This is a genomic window from Wolbachia endosymbiont (group A) of Melieria omissa, assembly GCF_964031125.1.
Taxonomy (GTDB): domain Bacteria; phylum Pseudomonadota; class Alphaproteobacteria; order Rickettsiales; family Anaplasmataceae; genus Wolbachia; species Wolbachia pipientis.
Map to the genome: position 1 here is coordinate 474,764 of NZ_OZ035007.1, position 20,459 is coordinate 495,222.

Here is a 20,459-nt window from a genome sequence, read left to right on the forward strand (position 1 = left end):
TAAATTATACAAATTTATAAACGCTAGTTTAAATTTTTAACGTAACTGATAAGTTTGTCGATGGTAGTTAACTTAATTTTATGTTGTTCAGCAAATTTAAGTAACTGAGGTAAGCGCATCATAGAGCCATCATCATTCACTAATTCACAAATAACTGCTGAATGATCAAACCCTACTAACTTCGCCATTTCAACACTCGCTTCAGTATGACCAGCACGTTGTGCCACCCCACCTTTATGTGCAATTACAGGAAAAACATGACCTGGAGTTATGATGTCATCCTGAGTACCATCCTTGTTGATAGCAGCATGTATAGTTTTCGTTCTATCCTCTGCTGAAACACCGGTTGTAATGCCATAACGTGCATCAATTGATGTAGTAAATGCGGTATGATTTTCACCAATATTTTTCTTCTCCATGAAATTAAGGCCCAACCTTTTCATGTGAAATTTAGTCATTGCTAAGCAAACAACCCCTGTACCGTACCTAACCATAAAAGCCATATGTTCCGGCTTTATTTTCTCAGCTAAGACAATCAAATCGCCTTCATTTTCTCTATTTTCATCATCAACTAAAATGAATAATTTACCGGAACGAGCATCCTCTAATACATCTTCCACAGAAGAAATACCTGGTAGACTCATTGAAGCATAAGTGGCCTGTACCATAATAATTTACTTAAATTCAATCTTAACTATTTTATACAATTTCTCTCCATTTGGCACTGTCACTTCCACATATTCACCGACTTTTTTGCCGATTAAGGCACTCCCAAGTGGTGAACTAGTAGATATTAACTGCTTTGAAACATCAGCTTCATATTCGCCTACAACCTTATAAACATATTCCACTTCACCGTTATTATCACTTAACATGCTTAATGTCACAGTTGCACCAAACATTACTGAATCACCAGACAAATTTTTTACTTCTATTACTTCCGCATGTGAGAGCTTACTTTCTATCTCCATTATACGGCCTTCAATAAAACCTAACCTTTCCCGTGCTGCATGATACTCTGCGTTTTCAGACAAATCACCTTGATCACGAGCATCAGAAATAGCCTGTATCACAGAAGGTTTTTCTTCCTTTAATTTTTCAAGTTCGGCTTGCATATTCTCAAAACCTTCCCTCGTCATAGGAAATTTATTAATAATGGATGAAGCCATAATCACCACCTAAACGCAATTAAATTGAGTAACGAAATTACTCACAATGTTAAAAATATCACCTTTTATATCATCACTCATGTCATTTGACAACTTTTTTAAAACCCCAGGGTGTACAGTATGAAAATAATTAATAAGATCATGTTCAAATTTATTAATGTAACTTATTTGTATTTTACTTAACTGATTATATAGGTTAGAAAAAATATACATCAGCACTACTTGCTCTTCTATTGACATAGGTAAATGTTGTTTTTGCTTTAATAACTCGACAAGATATTTACCCTTATTCAAGGATAATTGAACACTAGCATCAAGATCAGAACCAAATTTTGCAAAATCTTCTAATTCTCTATACTGAGCTAAGCTTAGCTTTATAGAACCAGCAACTTTCTTCACAGACTTTAGTTGTGCAGCAGAACCAACCCGTGAAACTGACAAACCTATATTTACTGCAGGTCGAAATCCTTTATAAAATAATTCAGACTCAAGAAAGATCTGCCCATCGGTAATTGAAATAACATTTGTTGGCACATATGCAGATACATCACCAGCTTGAGTTTCGACAATTGGCAAAGCAGTTAAAGAACCCTGCCCTTTTTTATCAGACATTTTAGCAGCTCTTTCAAGCAAGCGAGAATGTACATAGAATATATCTCCAGGGTAAGCTTCACGACCAGGAGGACGTCTGAGCAATAAAGACATCTGCCTATATGCCACAGCATGCTTAGATAAATCATCATATATAATCAAACAATGCATTCCATTGTCACGGAAAAATTCCCCAATAGTGCAACCAGCATAAGGTGCTAAAAATTGCATAGGCGCGCAGTCAGATGCACTAGCCACAACTACAGTTGTATACTCTAATGCTCCGCTTTCTTTCAGCTTATTTACCACTTTTGCTACTGTTGAAATTTTTTGCCCAATAGCAACATAAACACAGTAAACTTTTTGATTTTCGTTTACCTCATCGTTAATCTTCTTCTGATTGATAATAGTATCAAGCGCAATAGTAGTTTTACCAATTTGTCTATCACCAATAATTAATTCACGCTGCCCTCTACCTATTGGAATTAGCAAATCTATAATTTTAATTCCTGTTTGCAGTGGCTCATGCACAGACTTACGATCAATAATGCCTGGCGCTTTAGATTCTATATCCATTCTGTTTTTGGCTCTAATTTCCCCACCGTCGTCCATAGGATGGCCCAACGCATTTACAACTCTCCCTAACAATTCATGCCCTACAGGCACCTGCACAACATCACCACTACATTTTACAACGTCCCCTTCTTTCACATCACGGTCATTACCAAGCACAACTATTCCAGCCGTATCATGATCTAAATCGAGAACTATTCCTTCTACACCACTTGCAAAAAATACCTTTTCACCGAATTTTGCTTTTTCCAGCCCATAAACCAATGCGATACCATCTGTTACTGAAATTACTTCACCTATATTTTCCCGCTTTATAGGATTATCAAACGTCTCAACCTTTTCTCTTATTATACTTGCTATCTCAGAAACATTCATACTGTTCTTCATACAAAATTCCTTACTTTTAATATTTCCATTTTACTTAAGTCAACTAACCTATCCAAGTAACTTTTTAGCGAAGCATCGATCAAATTAAAACCATACCTAACTACGAAGCCACCTAGTATAGAAGGGTCAACCACATTGCTTACTTTTATTATTTTACCAAGAAAGCTCAAAGATTCAGTAATTATTTTTATATCAGATTCCTTTAAAGTTTCTGCTGACTTTATAGTAATTTCGAATTCATTTTCATTTTCTCTTGCAAGACTTAAGAATTTTTCTAATATAAGGATCAATAAACTAGAGCGTTTATTTGCAAATATAACCATAATAAATTTTACTAAATTCTCACTCAAGTGCTCATTTATAGAAAGCATCACTTCTTTTTTGTGTGCAAAAGAAATCATAGGATGAGATAGGTACACAAAAACATCACGTTGATCCTTAAAAAAAGCCAACAGAAATTCTACTTCTTTCCTTATAATACCTAACCTGCTTCCTGAGACATGAAATAGCACTCTAGCGTAAGATGAAACTAAATTATTGTATTGGGTCTTTTTCATATTAAATCCAGTAAATCTAAATTAATTCAGCTACAAATCTTTCATTCTTCAATCCAAGCATTTTTTATATAAACAGGTCTTCTCTTTAAGGAAAAAAAATATAAATCATATCTGACTGAATAATCTAAAAAACTAAGGTTTTTACTTAAGAAATACTTAGAAGAATTTATAATAGACTGACATTGAAGATGAGATATCGGTATTTCTTTTCCAAGTAAACTTGTTTTAACTTCTATAAAAATCAGCTCCTTTTTTTTAGATACAATTAAGTCAATTTCACCGAACTTACAACGGTAACGGCGTTTTATAACATTATACCATTTCAGTTTTAAATATACTAAAACTAATAACTCGCCAAAGTAACCTACAAAGTAGCGTAACCTACTTACCACAAGAAGAACAATTATGATAACAATTAACTTTGTGTAACTACTTTGCCTCCTTCTTTATTTTTACTATAAACCTTACCTCTTGCTGCAATATCCCTACCAACCAGTTCTATCACTGCCATTGAAGCGCAATCACCCTTTCGAGTGCTAAATTTTATTATTCTAGAATACCCACCTTTACGATCTTGATAACGGCTGGCTAAGACGTTTAATAACTTATCAACTGCTAACTTACTATTATGAAGGCGTGAAAGCAAAAGTCTTCTACCATGTAAAGTATTCTTATTCTTAGCAATTGTAATAAACTTTTCGACATATGGACGAAGTTCCTTAGCTTTTGGTAAAGTAGTTACAATCTGCTCATGGTTAATTAATGAGATAGATAGATTCTTTAACGTCGATAATCTATGTTCAGTACAACGAGATAGTTTACGTTTTTTTATTCCATGTTTCATATATCACCTAATCTTCATCAGTATGTTGTTTAGCCAACTCATCTATATCCTTAGGTGGCCAGTTTAGCACATTCATACCCAAAGACAAGCCAAAATTAGTCAAAACTGCCTTAATCTCATTCAAAGACTTTCTGCCAAAATTAGCAGTTCTTAACATTTCACCTTCTGTCTTTTGCACAAGATCACCTATATAAGTGATGTTTTCGTTTTTCAGACAGTTATGAGACCTGACAGATAATTCCATTTCATCTACCTTACGCAATAAGACAGGGTCATAACCCAAATCTTTAGCACCACTAGACGAAGAAACCTGCGATTTTTTATAACTTACATCAGAACTAATAAAGGGCTGAAGTTGCTCCTGTAATATTCTTGCAGCAGAGTCAACAGCTTGACTCGGAGAAATTGTACCATCAGTTTCAATTGACAATATCAGCTTATCCTTATCAGTCACTTGGCCAACACGACTGTTCTCTACCCTGTACGAAACCCTGTTGACAGGGCTATACAAAGCATTAACTGGAATAAAACCAATTAAATCCTGTTCACTCATAAGCTTCAAAAGTTCGTTTTCTTTATACTTAATTACAGGAAGATAACCTTTTCCGCTAGCCACATATATGGTCATGTTAAGCTCTACATTTTGCCCCAGCGTACATATTAATAAATCCTTATTAACAATAGAGCATTGATCATCAGTTTCTATCATCCCAGCTAATACCTGGCAAGGCCCTTTAGCGTTTAAATTTAAGCATTTATTAGAAGCACCATTTAATTTACACCTCAACATGCCCATATTTAACACTATATCAGTTACATCTTCTCTCACCCCTTGAATTGAAGTAAACTCATGAGTTACACCTTCAATTTTTATTCCATAAACAGCACTACCTTTAAGAGAAGATAACATTACACGTCTTAATGCATTACCTAATGTTAAAGCAAAACCACTTTCCAACGGTTCTAGCACTATATCACTTTTTTCACTTGAATCATCTGATATTACCTTAACTGAACTAGGTTTAATCAATTTATCTAAATTGCTACAGAGAGACACATCATTATTATAATACATAAAACAACCTTTTCAAATATCCTATACTCTTCTTTTTTTTCTTAACCTGCACCCATTATGAGGAATTGCGGTTTTATCTGCAATTGAAGTCACAGTCAACCCACAGCTCTGAAGTGCTTTAACCGCAGCTTCGGTACCAAAGCCAGGACCACGAATTATTACAGAGACAACCTTCATACCAAATCTCTCTATTGCATTCTTCGCAGCAGCCTCCGCAGCCTTACCTGCAGCATAAGGTGTGGATTTTCTCGAACCTGAAAAACCACATGCACCCACAGAAGTTTGACATAGCGTATTACCATGAACATCAGTTACATTTACAAAAGTATTATTAAAAGTTGCACGAATATGGACAACACCAGTAATAAACTCCTTCTTACTCTTACCAACCGTTTTGACTTTTTTCATTAAAACTCACAATAATAATAAATTTTATTTTTTCCCAGCAATAGGCAACCGAGATCTACCTTTACGAGTCTTAGCATTAGTATGAGTCCTTTGCCCTCTCACAGGTAAACCTTTTCTATGTCTCACCCCTCTATAGCATCCCATTTCCACTAAAGATTTTATGTTCATAGCCACTTCTTTTCTGAGCTCACCTTCTATAACATAATTTTGTCTAATGAAACTGCTGATCTTTTCTATATCTTCATCTCGTAATTCTGAAACACGTTTGCGCTTATCAACTTCGCAAGCGTGACAAATTACATTCGCAGTAGCAATACCTATACCATATATATAAGTTAATGCAAAAGGAACACATTTCCTCACTGGAATATTTATGCCTGCAATACGTGCCACTGGTACCTCGATACTTTATTAATAACAACTCTTAATTTATACCATAAAACAACTCAGAGTCAAACCAAATTACAAGAAATTTTACTTTCAATCTCTTGCGTTACCTCATCAACACTCAAATTAGCGTCAATTGTTAATAATTTGCCTTTATAATACTCGCGTAAACCTTTCATTTGAAGGTGATATTCACTTATTCTCTTATTAATTGCAGACATATCAGCATCATCAATTCTTTTCTCTAACCTCGTACTTTTACATTTAGCACAAGTAGTACTCTTAAAAGAAGATACACTATATATGCTTTTACAGTCCAAACACGCGAGACGATTTTTTAACCTATCGATTGCAATATTATCGTCAAGCTGCAGCTCAACTACAATGTCAACATCCCTATTATATTTTTCTTGCAAAACTTGAGTCAAAAAATGAGCCTGGTTTAAATTTCTCGGAAAACCATCTAATAAGCAATTATCATCCACTAATGCAAGCTGGTCACGTAATAATCCACATATAATTTCATCTTGAATTAAATTACCAGATTCCACGGTACCCTTTATTTTTTTACCTAACTCACTACTGCTAGATATAATATTCCTTAATAAATCCCCTACTGAAATTAATTTTAAATTATATTTTGCTATTAACAAGCTTGACTGAGTACCTTTACCAGAACCTGGAGGACCAAAAATCGTAATGATCATCTTACTTTCCTCGTTTTAGACTCATATTTCTTTATCCAGTTGTCGTACCTATTTGAAAAAATATAAGATTGTATTTGCATAATAGTATCAGTAATAACGTTCACTATAATCAGTAAGCTCGTCCCACCAAAAATAAATGGTATATCATAATAATATCTCATAACTTCAGGTACAGTACATATGACTACCAAATACGCAGAGCCAATGAATGTCAACTTAAAAACTATATCTTGAAGGTAATCAGAAGTATGTTTCCCAGGCCTTCTACCAGGTATAAAACCACCATTTTTTTTAAGAAAATCTGCGTTTTCCTCTGGATTAAATATAAAATTGGTATAGAAAAAATTAAAAAATACTATCAGCACCAAATAGGCTACAATATATACTACTTTATTTGCCATAAAGTAATTCAAAATAAAATCAGAAAAAGCGTGCCCCTTATAGAAATTTGCAATTGAAATAGGTGTCAATAAAATTGCATTAGCAAAAATGGTTGGTACTACACCAGATAAATTAATCTTCAATGGAATATAAGTAAAATCGTCATTATGTAATCTTTTAAATTGCTTTTTAGGATGTTGAACAATAACCTTTCTATAAGAAGACTCTACAAAAATGACTAAGAGTAGCAGCAAAAAAAACAATACCAAAACAAAAAGGATAATAAATAACGATACGCTACCGTTTTTATTTAACGTTAACAAAGATGACAAAGCGCTGTGTAACTCTGATATTATACCCGTGAAAATGATTAATGAGATACCATTGCCTATACCGCTAGCGCTGATTCGTTCACCAAGCCATATTAAAAGCATAGTTCCACCTAAAAGGCTGAAAACACCTATTGTACGAAACATAACACCAGGTTCGATTACAACCAATACCCCTTCCCTATTCATCCCTTCCAATCCAACCAAAATTGGAATTGATTGAAATACACAAATTACTATGGTCAGATAGCGTATATAAGAATTCATCTTTCTACGGCCTGACTCTCCATCATTCTTAACTTCCTTCATTCCTTTAATCGCAGAAGAAAGTAACTGAATAATGATAGAAGCCATTATATATGGCATAACGTTCAATGCTAGAATTGTCATTCTAGCCAATGCACCACCAGAAAATAAATTAAATACTCCAAAAACGCCTGAGCCATCTTTGGGAAATATATCATTAATTACATCAAGATTAATTCCAGGAATAGGCACATAAGTACCCAAGCGATAGCAAATTAAAGCTATTAGCGTAAAAAATATACGCTTTAATAAATCGCCTTTATATAACAACGTAGGATCCAAGCTATTAAATGCTGATTTATTGCCCATGACTTACGATAGTATTTCCACACTACCACCAACTGAAGCTACAGATTTTTTTGCAGCTTCTGACGCAAAATCAACATGAAACACAAATTTTTCGCTCAACTTACCTTTATTAAGAAGTTTAATTTTATCCTTAATAGACTTTATAAAACCTAATTTATACAGCCTCTCCTTATCTATAACAGAGTCTTTCACTATTTTTTTAGCTTCCATTAAGCGCTGTATATCGCCAACATTAATTATAGAGTATATGCTCCTACGTATAGGCTTAAAACCTCTTTTAGGCAAACGAGTATATATAGACTGTTGTCCACCCTCAAAACCATTTATAGAAACTCCACTTCTAGCCTTCTGCCCTTTATGCCCTCTACCGGATGTTTTACCTTTACCACAACCGATACCTCTACCCAGCAACTTAGGCTTCTTTTTCTTAGATAATTTAGTAAATATAGAGTTTAATTTTACAGCATTATTCATACTTTACCTGTTTCCAACTATCTCGCTAATCTTTTTGCCTCTTTTGCTTGCTACCTGACGAGGAGATAACATACTATCAAAAGCCTTAAACACCGCACATATAACGTTATGAGGATTATTTGATCTAGTGGATTTAGCTACCACATCCTTTATACCTAACACCTCAAAAACTGATCTAATCGCTCCACCAGCAATAATACCTGTTCCGGCTCTTGCGGTTCTTAAAACTATCTCACCAGAACAAAATTTAGCTTTAATATCATGATGCAAAGTTCTACCTTCACGCAAGTACACTCTAATCATTGATTTCTTTGCAGCATTTACAGCTTTGACTCTTGCTTCAGCAACTTCTGCGTGCTTACCTATTCCACACCCTACCCTACCCTTCTCATCGCCAACAACAACCAAAATTGAAAATGAAAATCTTCTACCACCTTTGGTAACCGTTGTCACTCTTCGTACCGAAACTAAAAGCTCTGATAAATCATTATTATTTTGTAAATTCTTTATAGCCATATTCAAAACCTTCTAAAATTCAAATCCAGAACTTCTTAAAGCCTCAGCAAATTGAGAAACTAATCCTGTGTATTTATACGCTCCACGATCAAACGTAAGCTGCTGCTCTAATTTCATGCCAGACAGACGCTCAACCATTAAAGAAGAAACCTGTTTTATAGTTTCAGCGTTGACTTTCCCTTTACATACATCCTTAATTTTAGCATCCAAAGTAGAAGCTGAAGTGAGAGTTATTCCTTTTACATCATTAATTAACTGGACATAAAAATGCCTATTAGATTTAAATATGGATATACGTAAACGTTCAGCGCTCTTGTCAAGCTTCGCTCTATTACGTAACTTCCTTTTTTCAGAATTACTTAAAAAATTATACGATCTTTTCATTTTTATTACTTCTTTTTACTTACAACCTTACGCAGCATAAATTTGCCTTTTATTACAACACCCTTACCTTTATAAGGATCATATTTTCTAATTTTGCATATATCAGACGCCACCATATAGACCTTCTGCTTATCCATACCACTAACTACTAAGTGAGTTGGCTTTATGCACTTAATCTCAACATCTTTAGGCACTTTATATTTAACATTATGGCTATAACCAAGATATAAAGTCAAATACTTACCATCACACTCTGCCTTATATCCCACACCGTTAATCTCAAGATTAACAGAAAAACCATCAACCATGCCGTTAATGATATTATTAATATTACTCCTATAAGTGCCCCACATAGGCTTTATTTTATCATAATTATCTTTATCTTGATCAACAGAAAGCAATAGCTGATTATCAATAATCTGACACACAACATCCCTGATCAAGCTAACTTCCTTTTCAGCCTTAGCACTCTTTATTAACATACTACCATTATTATATTCAACTGAAACACCAGCAGGAATATTGATAGGAGCAGCACCTATACGAGACATGAATTTCTCCTATTATTTAAAACACACGACACAAAACTTCTCCACCAACCTTTAACTTATGTGCATTATAATCAGTCATCACTCCTTTGGGTGTCGATATAATAAAAATACCAAGACCATTATATGCTTTAGAAATGTCCTTATACTTAGAATAACGACGACAACCAGGCTTTGACACCCTAACTATGTCACTAATTACAGGTAACTTCTCATAATACTTCAATTTTACAATGAAAGAAGGTAAATTACCTACAACTTGCTTTTCATAATCAAGGATATACCCTTCCTCTTTTAAAATCTCCAATATAGAAGAATTCATCTTAGAAAATAGTACCCTTGTTGCCCTATGCATTGCCAATTGAGCATTACGTATCCTTGTTAAAAAATCACCAATACTATCAGATAACGCCACAATATACTCCTTATATTATATTTACCAACTAGACTTTGTAACTCCTGGAACTTGCCCAAAAGAACATAAACCACGCAAAACAATTCTACATAAACCAAATTTTCTATATACTCCTCTTGGTCTCCCAGTTAAAGCACACCTATTTCTAATTTTGGTTTTAGAAGAATTTCTAGGCAATTTTTTAATTAATTTATTTTGAGCTGTAAACCTTTCTACAATAGACAAATTCTTATTATTTATTATAGATTTCAATTTTTCTCTTTTTTCTTTATATTGATCGCACAACTTTATTCTGCGAAGATTTCTTTCTATCATAGATTTTTTTGCCATATATTTCTCCTCTCAATTAATCAAAAAAAGGAAATTTAAGAGCCAGTAATAATTCCTTTGCTTCCTTATCACTAACTGCACTTGTTGTAATATTAATATCCATACCTCTAATTTTACTTATTTTATCATAGTCTATTTCTAAAAACGAGATATGTTCCTTTATACCAAAGGAAAAATTACCATTACCGTCAAATTGCTTCACACTAAATCCTCTAAAATCTTTTTCCCTTGGCAAAGCAATATATATCAATCTTTCTAAAAACTCATACATTTTATCTCTACGCAAAGTTACTTTGCAACCTACTGTAGCACCTTTTCTGATCTTGAAGCCAGAAATAGATTTTTTTGCAAAAGTTGATAAAGGCTTCTGCCCAGCAATCAAATATAGGCTATCAAGTGGTTCATTTATTGCTTTACTATCTGTAGCAGCATCTCCAACGCCCATATTGATACACACCTTGACAAGTTTAGGCACTTGCATTATATTGCCGTAATTAAACTTATCCTTCAAGGACTTTACTATGCTATCTTTATACAATTCTTTAAACATATCAACCTAATCTACCACTTCTCCAGAAACTTTTGCAAAACGCACTTTTCTACCGTCTATAACCTTAAACCCCACTCTAGTTGGAGTTTTATATTTAGGGTCCAATGTTGCAACGTTGGATATATCAATAGCTAACTCTTTATTTAATATACCACCACTACTACCAGCTTTTGGTTTAGTATGTCTCTTATGCACATTCACTCCAGAAACAATTACTTTCTTTTTAGCATCACGTGCTATAACTTTGATTACCTTACCAATTTTTCCCTTATCTTTACCAGTTAAAACTATAACGTCGTCACCACTTTTTATTTTAGCACTCATTATAAAACCTCAACAGCTAATGACATTATCTTCATAAAAGAACCAGATGATAACTTTTTTACCGGACCAAACACCCGAGTGCCGAGTGGTTCACCTTGATCGTTAATCAAAACTACAGCATTGCTAGAAAAACGAATTACAGAACCATCAGATTTTCTAATAGGGCTTTTCACCCTCACCACAACTGCTCTATATACTTTTCCCTTCTCAACTTTCCCTCTTGGAGTAATAGATTTAGTAGATACAATAACTGTGTCACCTATAGATGCAGACTTTCTACCACCAAATAAACCAATACAAAGCACTGCACGCGCGCCAGAATTATCAGCTACTTCCAACAATGTATTTTTTTGAATCATATAAATATCCTATTCAATGTGAGCTATTAACAATAACCCATTTTTTAGTAGTAGAAATAGGCTTGTGTTCTTGTATTAAAACCTTGTCCCCTTCTTTACAACTATTATTCTCATCATGTGCTGTATACTTCTTGTATTTTTTTATAACCTTTTTATACAGCTCATCCTTATACACTTGTAATACCGAAACCTTTACAGTCTTATCACACTTAGCCTTAGTTACAGTACCACAAAAAACCTTTTTAGGCATTCTTTTCCTCTCTTCTTCTTTTATTTAATGTAGTTAAAATACGAGCTATGCTCTTTCTTATTAAGCTAAAACGCGAAATATTGTTGCACTGGCCCAGCTTCTTTTGAAAAACCAAATTAACAAACTCTTTTCTCAAATTCACAAGAATTTCATGCAATTCTTGCGAGGACCTCGATTCAATGTCAGCTATATCCATTGCAACTCCATTTAATTATGATTAGATACAAATTTACACTTCATAGGAAGCTTAGCAGTTGCCTTTTCAAGCGCCAATCTTGCTAAATGCATGGGAACATCACTGCTAATTTCAAACAACATTCTACCGGGCTTAGCTTTAAATACCCAAAACTCAACACTACCTTTCCCTTTACCCATACGCACATCCGCCGGCTTTTTACTAACAGGGGTATCAGGAAAAATTCTTATCCACACTTTACCAGAGCGTTTTAATGTTCTAGATATTACACGCCTTGCAGTTTCAATATGCTTAGATTGAATCCTACCTGCTTCCATAGCCTTTAGACCATAATCTCCAAAAGATAATGTGCTACCACCTTTCGTGTTACCCTTAATTCGTCCTTTAAATACTTTTTTATATTTACTTTTTTTAGGAATAAACATTTCAATATACCTAATTAGTTACCAATATAAACCCAGACCTTAACTCCTATGATGCCATATATAGTTTTTGCTTCAGCAAAAGCATAATCTATATTAGCACGTAAAGTATGCAAAGGCAAACGGCCTTCTTTATACCACTCAGTACGAGCTATCTCAGCTCCGCCAAGGCGCCCAGAACAACTTACTTTAATACCTCTAGCACCCATCCTCAAACAACTTTGAATAGCTTTTTTCATCGCTCTTCTAAATGAAACCCTTTTTTCTAACTGCTGTGCAATGCTGTTTGATATTAAAACTGCATCTATTTCAGACCTTTTAACCCCTACTACATTCACTTCCACATTATTTTTTACTTTTTCAGCTATCTTTTGCTTTATCTTCTCAATATCCGAGCCTTTCTTACCTATTATCACTCCAGGTCTAGAAGAATGTATTATTACAGATACCAAATCGATCGTACGCTCTATAATTACTTTAGAAACACCAGCATGCTTAAAAGATTCATTTATATAACTGCGAATAGATAAATCTTGATGCAACCCTTGTTTATAACCCTTCTCAGCATACCAAATAGATGACCAAGTATTAATTATTTTTAACCTAAATCCTTTAGGATTAACGTTTCCCATATTTTTGCACTTTCCTTATTAATTTTCTATTTTTATGAATCATATAATTTCCCCCAATTTTACAGTTATATTACTATAACGTTTACTAACTCTATTAGCTCTACCCATAGCTTTTGGACATACCCTACGCAAAGTAAGAGACTTACCTATTAAAATTTCTTTTATATATAAATTATCGATATCCAATCCATAATTTTGAGCATTAGCAATCGCAGAATTTAATACCTTCCTTATAAGACCTGCAGCTTTCTTTTCACAAAATCTTAATTGCGCAGTGGCAAAAGAAACTTTTTTATTACGTACTAAACCAGCAACCAAATTCAATTTACGAGGAGTTGATTTTAAAACCCTAGAACCAGCTTTAACTATTACATCTCTGTTTTTCATATCAATTACCTTCTTGTCGCCTTTTTATCACCACTATGCCCAGTAAATTTACGAGTGGGTGAAAACTCACCAAACTTATGACCTATCATATTCTGATCATTAACATTCACAGGAATGTAATCCTTACCATTATAAACAGCAAACTTTAAACCTAAACAATTAGGAAGAATTACAGAAGCCCTGGAATGAACTTTTATAGCCATGTTAACAAACCCCTTGTTTAAAGCATTATTCACCGACTTTAATATAGAAGGATGACAAAAAGGAGGCTTCCATGCAGATCTACTCATAAACTAACCTTTCAATTGTTTTATATACTTATCACTAGATTTATTTCTCCTTCGAGTTTTCTTTCCTTTTGTTGCAACACCCCAAGGAGTAACAGGATGACGACCACCAGAGGTTTTTCCTTCCCCGCCTCCATGAGGATGGTCAACCGGATTCATTGCAACTCCACGTACAGTAGGTCTAATCCCAAGCCACCTACTTCTCCCAGCTTTACCCAACTTTCTATTCTTATGGTCAGGGTTAGATACTACACCAATAGTAGCCTTGCAAGAAGATAAAATCAACCTAATTTGACCAGACCTGAGTCGTAATAAAATATATTGGCCATCACGACCAACGATTTGTGCATAACAACCAGCAGCTCTAGCAATCGCAGCACCATTACCTGGCTTCAGCTCAACATTATGAACGAAAGAACCAACAGGTATATGCTTGAGTAGTAAACAATTCCCTGGCAAAATATCAGCATCATTCCCAGCTGTAACAACATCACCTGGCTTCATACCTTGAGGAGCTAATATATAAGACTTAATATCATCTTCCTTATATGATATTAACGCCAAAAACCCACTTCTATTTGGGTCATACTCTATTTTTTCAACTATACCTTGACCACTTCTATTACGCTTAAAATCTATCACTCTATACTTCTTTTTGTGACCACCACCCCTATGACGAGTTGTAATTCTACCATGATTATTTCTTCCACCACTGGACTTTTTACCGGATGTAAGAGACTTTTCTGGCTCATCTTTTGATAAACCAACTTTACTTACTAACACAGTCCCACGAGAAGACGGAGTAACAGGATTAAAAAATTTCATACCCATACTAAACGCTCATTATATCTAATTTTTGACCATCCATCAAAGAAAAATAAACTTTCTTTTTCTGTTTTTCACAACCAATCACACCCCTAAAACGCCTATATTTAGGCTTAATTCTAACAACATTTATAGAAGAAATTTTAACATCAAATAGAGACTCTATTGCCAACTTTATTTGACGCTTATTTACATTTACAAAAACATACAAAGAATATTTATTAAACTTCTCCCTCAAAAAAGAGGCCTTTTCTGTAATTATAGGAGATTTTATTATATTATTATATTTGATCATAACAATCTACCTTCAAGATGCTTTAAAGTATCCTTTGTCAACATCACGCATTCGTGATTCAATATATCAAAAACATTTAACCCAATAGGTTTGATTAAGTCTACATAGTGCAAGTTTTTAGCCGCACGCAACAAATCATCTCCATAATCACCAACTATCAAAAAGGAAGAAAATTTAAAATTTTTAATACATTTACACATTTCAGACGTTTTCTTCACATCAATATTTAAATTATCCAGAATAATTACTTGATTATTTAAATACTTTAGAGATAAAGCAATTTTTAAACCAAATTTGCGTACCTTCTTATTAAGAGAATAAGTATGACTCCTCACAACAGGGCCGAAAATAATCCCACCACCTCTAAATTGAGGAGATCGCAAGCTCCCTTGTCTTGCCCTACCGGTACGTTTTTGACCATAAGGTTTAGCTGTTGTACCAGAGACATCACTAATACCTTTTGTTTTATGAGTACCAGCTCTTCTCTTCGCTAATTGCCATCTCACTATATCATGCAAAATACTCAATTTTTGCTTAGCAGAAAATATCAAAGGATTGAGCTGAGCAGTACCTACATTATCATTAGATAGATTAACTAAATTACATTCCATAACTAACTTACCAAATTACTAGCATCATCATTTACATCTAACAGTAAACCTACCGGAAAAGGAACATCTTTATGTAAAGATTTTTTAACTGCATCTCTTACAAAAACATAGGAATTTTTAAACCCAGGAACATTATTACCCTTCACAGCAATTATACTATTTTCATGATCAATGGATAATATCTTCATATTTTGTGCAGTTATCCTGCTGTTACCTAAATGACCAGCCATTTTCTTTCCTTTGAATACTCTACCAGGATCCTGACATTGGCCAGTGGAACCTTGTGATCTGTGAGCAATAGAAACACCATGAGATGCCCTAAGCCCACTGAAATTATGCCGCTTCATCACACCAGCAAATCCTTTACCTATAGAATAACCCGTAATATCAAGATATTGACCAACCACAAAATGATTGATTCCCACTTTTTTACCACATTCTATTCCCGACAGGTCATTTAATCTACTTTCGTATAACTTACATTTATTATTTATACCCTTTTTCTTTAAATATTCCAACTGAGGTTTTGCTATATTTTTAAAATCTCCTGTGCCTAAAATGACTGAATTATAGCCACATTTATCTTGTCCTTTTATATCAATAATATAAGTTTCGCTGAGATGCAATAAAGTTACAGCCATGCGACTATTGTCAGAATACATAGCAGTATGACCAATATTCATCATTAGTAAACCAATTCTCCTCAGCGAATTTATTCTCTTCATTTCCTTCTCCTAAACCTTAACTTCCTTGACTTTTAAATCCACTTCTACGCCAGCAGAAAAAGATAAACCTGTAAGCATCTGCATCATAGTAGGAGTAAGATCATGTAAAACAATCAAACGCCTAGAAGTTCTCATTTCAAACTGTTCACGAGATTTTTTATCAACGTGAGGAGATCTATTAACAATAAATTTAGAATCTTTCCTTGGCAACGCAATCGGACCAGATAATTTTGCACTGGACCGCTTTAATTCATCAACAAATTTTCGAACACACTCCTCCAATAAAGAACAATCGAAAGCCTTAATGTTAATATATATATCTTGCTTCATCTTAGTTACTACACTCACTCCAAAATTCCAGAAACAACACCAGAACCAACAGTTCTACCGCCTTCTCTTATCGCAAAACGCAATCCCTTATCCATTGCTATCGGTACTTGCAATTCTACTTCTACACTCACATTATCTCCTGGCATTACCATCTCCTTCCCATCTAGCAATTTTATGCTCCCAGTTACATCCGTTGTCCTTAAATAAAACTGTGGCTGGTAATTCGCAAAAAATGGTGTATGCCTTCCTCCTTCCTCTTTCTTTAATATATAAACCTCCGCCTTAAACTTTCTATGCGGCGTTATCGTCCCCGGTTTTGCCAATACTTGCCCTCTCTCTACTTCTTCTCTTTTTGTTCCTCTTAACAATATTCCTACATTGAGTCCTGCACTTCCCTTATCCAGCAACTTCTTAAACATTTCTACACCTGTGCATATCGTCTTTTGCGTCGCTTTCAGACCTATTATCTCTATCTCTTCTCCCGTCTTTATCTCTCCCTTCTCTATTCTTCCTGTTACCACTGTTCCTCGCCCCGATATCGAAAATACATCTTCGATTGGCAATAAAAATGGTAAATCCACAGGCCTTGGTGGAACCGCTACATATTCATCTAACTTTTCCATCAATTTGTCTATTGATTTCTTTCCATATTCGCTGCTGTCATCCTCCAGCGCCTTGAGCGCTGAACCAACCACCACAGGCACTTCATCCCCTGGAAATCCGTATTTACTCAGTAATTCCCTCACTTCCATTTCTACTAAATCTATCATATCAGCATCAGCAACATCAGCTTTATTTATATACACCACGATATATCCAACACCTACCTGCTTCGCCAGCAATATATGCTCTCTCGTTTGTGGCATTGGCCCATCAACCCCCGACACTACCAATATCGCCGCATCCATCTGTGCTGCACCTACTATCATGTTCTTTACATAGTCAGCGTGTCCAGGACAATCAACGTGTGCATAATGCCTTTTCTCTGTCTGATACTCAACATGCGCTGTTGCTATCGTTATCCCCCTCTTCCTTTCTTCTGGGGCTTTGTCTATCTGATCGTACGCTACAAAATTTCCATAATGCTTCGTTATCGCCGCTGTTAACGTCGTCTTCCCATGATCCACATGTCCTATCGTTCCCACATTTACATGCGGCTTTCCAAATGCTTCCACTATTGCTGTCATAATTTAAACTTTTCTACCTAAAATACAAATACATCAATAAATAATATGTTGATTTTATAAAAATACAACAAAAAAAAGAGCGGATAGTGGGAATCGAACCCACGTCACTAGCTTGGAAGGCTAGAGCTCTACCATTGAGCTATACCCGCACAATGGAGGAGGTAGGATTCGAACCTACGTACGCTCACGCGGACAGATTTACAGTCTGTTACCTTTAACCACTCGGTCACTCCTCCGCAAAAATTTGTTAAGAGAATACTATTTTAGCATCTTAACTTAAGCTCTTATTGTATTTAATACTAAACGCCTAAAATTAAAAAATCAAGCAATAAAACCTACCCTGATTAAAATCATGCAGATTTCATTTTATATAACACAATATTGCCAATAAAACGCCTAAACAAATAATGCGAATCATGCGTACCTGGCGCTTCTTCTGGATGATATTGCACAGAAAAGACTAGGTAATCCTTCATCATTATTCCCTCTACACTATTATCAAATAGAGAAATGTGAGTAATTTCAACATTACTTGGAAGAGAAGCTGAATCAACAACAAAACCATGATTTTGGCTAGTGATCTCAACTTTTCCACTAATTACATCATAAACTGGATGGTTACTCCCTCGGTGACCTATATCCATCTTGATGGTCTTTGCCCCCAAAGTAATCGCAAGTAATTGATGGCCCATGCATATGCCAAAAATTGGTATTTTAGATTTTATAATAATGTCTATTTCTGAAACTACACTTTCTCCTATTTCTTGCGGATCACCAGGACCATTTGAAAGCACTATACCATCTGGATTCATACTCAACACTTTTTGAGCAAAACCTGTGCTTGGTCTGATTAATTCAACTGTACAACCAAGTTCTATTAAGCGTGAAACTATACTGATTTTTACGCCAAAATCAACGATTACAATCCTATATTTTGCATTAAGGTCAATAGGTCTATCTGATGTCATTCCAGTGCGTGACACTGGAATCCATATATTTTTTGCTGGATCCGAGTAGTCAGCTACTTGGATGACAAAGTGCTCCGCTAGTCTATTATTTTCAAAACTGTTATTTAAGCTAACCTTATTAGTTATTTCTATCCCATTTACAGGTTTGTATTCCTTCAATTTGTCTAATGCATGCGCCTTACTCGATGAGCATATCATTCCATTTTGAGATCCATGTTCTCTCAAATGTCTTGTTAAAGCTCTAGTATCAACTCCTGATATCCCAATCACGTTATTTTTCTCTAACCAATCATTTAAACTGATATATGAAGAAGGGTGGGACATGGAAGAAAGTTCACGCATAACCACACCACTTGCAAAAATTTTCTTTCCTTCATTATCTTTATGGTTTATTCCAATGTTACCAATATGAGGAAAAGTGAACGTTATAATTTGATCGGCAAAAGAAGGATCAGTTATAGTATGCTGATAACCGGTCATACCAGTGGTAAAACAAACCTCGCCTATGCACTTGCCTTTTTTACCTACTGATTTTCCCCAAAAGCACTTGCCATCTTGTAAAATTAAAACTGCGTCCTGCACTTCATTATCTATTTAACTGATTCAAAACAGTATACAAGAATTTCAAATAATACGTAACTCTTTCTAAAATTCCAAATTTAACCACGAAGCAGCAAAAAATAACATGAAAAACTTTTAATACAATCTTTCATATAAAATATATAGTTGACTACCTTCATATTTCGTATTAGATATAGGTAAATCATAAGTAAAGTGGAGGGTAATAATGAACACTGGTACAAATCAATCAAAAAAAATAAATGAGAAGTGGTTAGCTGGAGGAGTTGGCGCGCTATTATTTGTAATGATGCTACCGTCGATTCTTCTTTTAGCAAAAATAGCTATAGGGCTAATTATGGTTTCAGTTGCAGCAATAGCGATAAAAGTTGCCTTAAAAACAATATCGAATGCTTTAGAGGATAAACAGGCAGATCAAAGCCAAGCGACGCAACAAACAACACAAAGTAAAATTATAAACCTGGCTATTGGATTAACATCTATATTCGTAGGAGGATTATCACTATTCATTATAGCACAAACTGGCTTAATTGCAGCATGTGCAGCTATAACTGCTTTAGCTCTACACGAATATGTTAAAAATCAAGAAATAGGAAAAGAGATAAATGATAAATTCGATAAGGTAGCTGACGATACAATCAATTTTATTGTTAGCAGTGTTGAAAAACTTATTCCAACAAAGCCGCCAGGCATAACAGCCTAAACTGTCTCCGTTCAGGGCATAAGTGTTACAAGTAGCATTATATAAAGCGATTAATGGCATCCTCCTGATAATAGAATAATTGTATCTGTTCAGGGGCATCGCAAATATTGAAGCAAAAGTGGTCAGTGCTTACTATACG

At 34.7% G+C, this 20,459-nt stretch carries 34 protein-coding genes and 2 tRNA genes; 1 reads left to right on the top strand and 35 read right to left on the bottom strand.

From position 1 onward, the window contains the following. Positions 1 to 23 precede the first annotated feature (23 nt). The 35 genes from ribB to carA form a co-directional block, all read right to left on the bottom strand. Positions 24 to 668, bottom strand: a complete 645-nt coding sequence (gene ribB / locus ACQH2Q_RS02080; RefSeq protein ID WP_007549343.1) for a 3,4-dihydroxy-2-butanone-4-phosphate synthase — start codon at positions 666 to 668, stop codon at positions 24 to 26. Between the two features lie 6 nt (positions 669 to 674). Then, positions 675 to 1,169, bottom strand: a complete 495-nt coding sequence (gene greA / locus ACQH2Q_RS02085; RefSeq protein WP_007549342.1) for a transcription elongation factor GreA — start codon at positions 1,167 to 1,169, stop codon at positions 675 to 677. Between the two features lie 9 nt (positions 1,170 to 1,178). Then, positions 1,179 to 2,720 carry a F0F1 ATP synthase subunit alpha gene (gene atpA, locus ACQH2Q_RS02090; RefSeq protein ID WP_012673176.1) on the bottom strand — a complete coding sequence of 514 codons (1,542 nt, stop codon included), beginning with the start codon at positions 2,718 to 2,720 and terminating at the stop codon, positions 1,179 to 1,181. After that, on the bottom strand, positions 2,717 to 3,277 hold the full coding sequence (gene atpH, locus ACQH2Q_RS02095; protein ID WP_010962742.1) for an ATP synthase F1 subunit delta: 561 nt from the start codon (positions 3,275 to 3,277) through the stop codon (positions 2,717 to 2,719). Before atpH ends, atpA begins: the two co-directional genes overlap by 4 nt. A gap of 41 nt (positions 3,278 to 3,318) precedes the next feature. Next, on the bottom strand, positions 3,319 to 3,669 hold the full coding sequence (locus ACQH2Q_RS02100) for a YraN family protein (protein WP_425383557.1): 351 nt from the start codon (positions 3,667 to 3,669) through the stop codon (positions 3,319 to 3,321). Positions 3,670 to 3,692: 23 nt separating this feature from the next. Next, positions 3,693 to 4,121, bottom strand: coding sequence for a 50S ribosomal protein L17 (gene rplQ / locus ACQH2Q_RS02105; RefSeq protein WP_425383558.1), 429 nt, complete (start codon positions 4,119 to 4,121; stop codon positions 3,693 to 3,695). 7 nt (positions 4,122 to 4,128) lie between these two features. Further along, positions 4,129 to 5,196: a DNA-directed RNA polymerase subunit alpha gene (locus tag ACQH2Q_RS02110; RefSeq protein WP_077188176.1), complete on the bottom strand. Its 1,068-nt coding sequence runs from the start codon at positions 5,194 to 5,196 to the stop codon at positions 4,129 to 4,131. A 21-nt stretch (positions 5,197 to 5,217) separates the two neighbouring features. Further along, positions 5,218 to 5,604: a 30S ribosomal protein S11 gene (rpsK, locus tag ACQH2Q_RS02115; protein ID WP_012673179.1), complete on the bottom strand. Its 387-nt coding sequence runs from the start codon at positions 5,602 to 5,604 to the stop codon at positions 5,218 to 5,220. A gap of 24 nt (positions 5,605 to 5,628) precedes the next feature. Then, the gene (gene rpsM / locus ACQH2Q_RS02120; RefSeq protein WP_007550179.1) at positions 5,629 to 5,997 is read right to left on the bottom strand and encodes a 30S ribosomal protein S13; all 369 of its coding nucleotides are present in this window, start codon (positions 5,995 to 5,997) and stop codon (positions 5,629 to 5,631) included. A 59-nt stretch (positions 5,998 to 6,056) separates the two neighbouring features. Continuing rightward, on the bottom strand, positions 6,057 to 6,698 hold the full coding sequence (locus ACQH2Q_RS02125) for an adenylate kinase family protein (RefSeq protein ID WP_007550178.1): 642 nt from the start codon (positions 6,696 to 6,698) through the stop codon (positions 6,057 to 6,059). Then, complete coding sequence (gene secY / locus ACQH2Q_RS02130) at positions 6,695 to 8,023, bottom strand: preprotein translocase subunit SecY (RefSeq protein ID WP_010962747.1); 1,329 nt, start codon at positions 8,021 to 8,023, stop codon at positions 6,695 to 6,697. The genes ACQH2Q_RS02125 and secY overlap by 4 nt, the downstream gene beginning before the upstream one ends. A gap of 3 nt (positions 8,024 to 8,026) precedes the next feature. Next, a complete protein-coding gene (gene rplO, locus ACQH2Q_RS02135) occupies positions 8,027 to 8,497 on the bottom strand; it encodes a 50S ribosomal protein L15 (protein WP_006279863.1) in 471 nt (156 codons plus the stop codon). Positions 8,498 to 8,500: 3 nt separating this feature from the next. Then, entirely contained in the window at positions 8,501 to 9,013 is a 513-nt protein-coding gene (gene rpsE, locus ACQH2Q_RS02140; RefSeq protein ID WP_010962748.1) for a 30S ribosomal protein S5, read from the bottom strand. A gap of 12 nt (positions 9,014 to 9,025) precedes the next feature. Then, positions 9,026 to 9,397, bottom strand: a complete 372-nt coding sequence (gene rplR, locus ACQH2Q_RS02145) for a 50S ribosomal protein L18 (RefSeq protein WP_006279867.1) — start codon at positions 9,395 to 9,397, stop codon at positions 9,026 to 9,028. A 5-nt stretch (positions 9,398 to 9,402) separates the two neighbouring features. Beyond that, on the bottom strand, positions 9,403 to 9,948 hold the full coding sequence (gene rplF, locus ACQH2Q_RS02150; protein WP_007551152.1) for a 50S ribosomal protein L6: 546 nt from the start codon (positions 9,946 to 9,948) through the stop codon (positions 9,403 to 9,405). A 16-nt stretch (positions 9,949 to 9,964) separates the two neighbouring features. Then, positions 9,965 to 10,360 carry a 30S ribosomal protein S8 gene (gene rpsH / locus ACQH2Q_RS02155; RefSeq protein WP_155968326.1) on the bottom strand — a complete coding sequence of 132 codons (396 nt, stop codon included), beginning with the start codon at positions 10,358 to 10,360 and terminating at the stop codon, positions 9,965 to 9,967. A 21-nt stretch (positions 10,361 to 10,381) separates the two neighbouring features. Continuing rightward, positions 10,382 to 10,690: a 30S ribosomal protein S14 gene (gene rpsN, locus ACQH2Q_RS02160; RefSeq protein ID WP_425383559.1), complete on the bottom strand. Its 309-nt coding sequence runs from the start codon at positions 10,688 to 10,690 to the stop codon at positions 10,382 to 10,384. 16 nt (positions 10,691 to 10,706) lie between these two features. Then, a complete protein-coding gene (gene rplE / locus ACQH2Q_RS02165; RefSeq protein ID WP_425383560.1) occupies positions 10,707 to 11,240 on the bottom strand; it encodes a 50S ribosomal protein L5 in 534 nt (177 codons plus the stop codon). A 6-nt stretch (positions 11,241 to 11,246) separates the two neighbouring features. Continuing rightward, positions 11,247 to 11,564 carry a 50S ribosomal protein L24 gene (gene rplX / locus ACQH2Q_RS02170; protein WP_425383561.1) on the bottom strand — a complete coding sequence of 106 codons (318 nt, stop codon included), beginning with the start codon at positions 11,562 to 11,564 and terminating at the stop codon, positions 11,247 to 11,249. After that, on the bottom strand, positions 11,564 to 11,923 hold the full coding sequence (rplN, locus tag ACQH2Q_RS02175) for a 50S ribosomal protein L14 (protein ID WP_425383562.1): 360 nt from the start codon (positions 11,921 to 11,923) through the stop codon (positions 11,564 to 11,566). Before rplN ends, rplX begins: the two co-directional genes overlap by 1 nt. A 13-nt stretch (positions 11,924 to 11,936) precedes the next feature. After that, positions 11,937 to 12,173 (bottom strand): 30S ribosomal protein S17, encoded by a 237-nt coding sequence (gene rpsQ, locus ACQH2Q_RS02180; protein ID WP_007549925.1) that lies wholly within the window; start codon positions 12,171 to 12,173, stop codon positions 11,937 to 11,939. Then, complete coding sequence (gene rpmC, locus ACQH2Q_RS02185) at positions 12,166 to 12,369, bottom strand: 50S ribosomal protein L29 (RefSeq protein WP_006279350.1); 204 nt, start codon at positions 12,367 to 12,369, stop codon at positions 12,166 to 12,168. Before rpmC ends, rpsQ begins: the two co-directional genes overlap by 8 nt. Positions 12,370 to 12,380: 11 nt before the next feature. Then, positions 12,381 to 12,794, bottom strand: coding sequence for a 50S ribosomal protein L16 (gene rplP, locus ACQH2Q_RS02190; RefSeq protein ID WP_010962752.1), 414 nt, complete (start codon positions 12,792 to 12,794; stop codon positions 12,381 to 12,383). Between the two features lie 14 nt (positions 12,795 to 12,808). Next, on the bottom strand, positions 12,809 to 13,423 hold the full coding sequence (gene rpsC / locus ACQH2Q_RS02195; RefSeq protein WP_010962753.1) for a 30S ribosomal protein S3: 615 nt from the start codon (positions 13,421 to 13,423) through the stop codon (positions 12,809 to 12,811). A 39-nt stretch (positions 13,424 to 13,462) separates the two neighbouring features. After that, complete coding sequence (gene rplV, locus ACQH2Q_RS02200) at positions 13,463 to 13,810, bottom strand: 50S ribosomal protein L22 (protein ID WP_425383563.1); 348 nt, start codon at positions 13,808 to 13,810, stop codon at positions 13,463 to 13,465. Between the two features lie 5 nt (positions 13,811 to 13,815). Beyond that, complete coding sequence (gene rpsS / locus ACQH2Q_RS02205; protein ID WP_006279181.1) at positions 13,816 to 14,100, bottom strand: 30S ribosomal protein S19; 285 nt, start codon at positions 14,098 to 14,100, stop codon at positions 13,816 to 13,818. Positions 14,101 to 14,103: 3 nt separating this feature from the next. Next, positions 14,104 to 14,928, bottom strand: a complete 825-nt coding sequence (gene rplB, locus ACQH2Q_RS02210; protein WP_155968324.1) for a 50S ribosomal protein L2 — start codon at positions 14,926 to 14,928, stop codon at positions 14,104 to 14,106. A gap of 1 nt (position 14,929) precedes the next feature. Then, entirely contained in the window at positions 14,930 to 15,217 is a 288-nt protein-coding gene (locus ACQH2Q_RS02215; protein WP_015589144.1) for a 50S ribosomal protein L23, read from the bottom strand. Further along, entirely contained in the window at positions 15,214 to 15,828 is a 615-nt protein-coding gene (rplD, locus tag ACQH2Q_RS02220; RefSeq protein WP_012673183.1) for a 50S ribosomal protein L4, read from the bottom strand. Before rplD ends, ACQH2Q_RS02215 begins: the two co-directional genes overlap by 4 nt. 2 nt (positions 15,829 to 15,830) lie before the next feature. After that, on the bottom strand, positions 15,831 to 16,553 hold the full coding sequence (gene rplC / locus ACQH2Q_RS02225) for a 50S ribosomal protein L3 (protein WP_006279218.1): 723 nt from the start codon (positions 16,551 to 16,553) through the stop codon (positions 15,831 to 15,833). A 9-nt stretch (positions 16,554 to 16,562) separates the two neighbouring features. After that, entirely contained in the window at positions 16,563 to 16,883 is a 321-nt protein-coding gene (gene rpsJ, locus ACQH2Q_RS02230; RefSeq protein WP_012673184.1) for a 30S ribosomal protein S10, read from the bottom strand. A gap of 14 nt (positions 16,884 to 16,897) precedes the next feature. Then, positions 16,898 to 18,070, bottom strand: coding sequence for an elongation factor Tu (tuf, locus tag ACQH2Q_RS02235; RefSeq protein ID WP_425383564.1), 1,173 nt, complete (start codon positions 18,068 to 18,070; stop codon positions 16,898 to 16,900). 78 nt (positions 18,071 to 18,148) lie between these two features. Next, positions 18,149 to 18,219, bottom strand: a tRNA-Gly gene (locus ACQH2Q_RS02240). Positions 18,220 to 18,223: 4 nt separating this feature from the next. Continuing rightward, positions 18,224 to 18,306: transfer RNA gene (locus tag ACQH2Q_RS02245), tRNA-Tyr, on the bottom strand. A gap of 114 nt (positions 18,307 to 18,420) precedes the next feature. Further along, positions 18,421 to 19,620: a glutamine-hydrolyzing carbamoyl-phosphate synthase small subunit gene (gene carA, locus ACQH2Q_RS02250; protein WP_425383565.1), complete on the bottom strand. Its 1,200-nt coding sequence runs from the start codon at positions 19,618 to 19,620 to the stop codon at positions 18,421 to 18,423. A 205-nt stretch (positions 19,621 to 19,825) separates the two neighbouring features. On the opposite strand from carA, the gene ACQH2Q_RS02255 reads away from it, so the two are divergent. Beyond that, positions 19,826 to 20,320 (top strand): hypothetical protein, encoded by a 495-nt coding sequence (locus ACQH2Q_RS02255; protein WP_425383566.1) that lies wholly within the window; start codon positions 19,826 to 19,828, stop codon positions 20,318 to 20,320. The last annotated feature ends 139 nt before the right edge of the window (positions 20,321 to 20,459 follow it).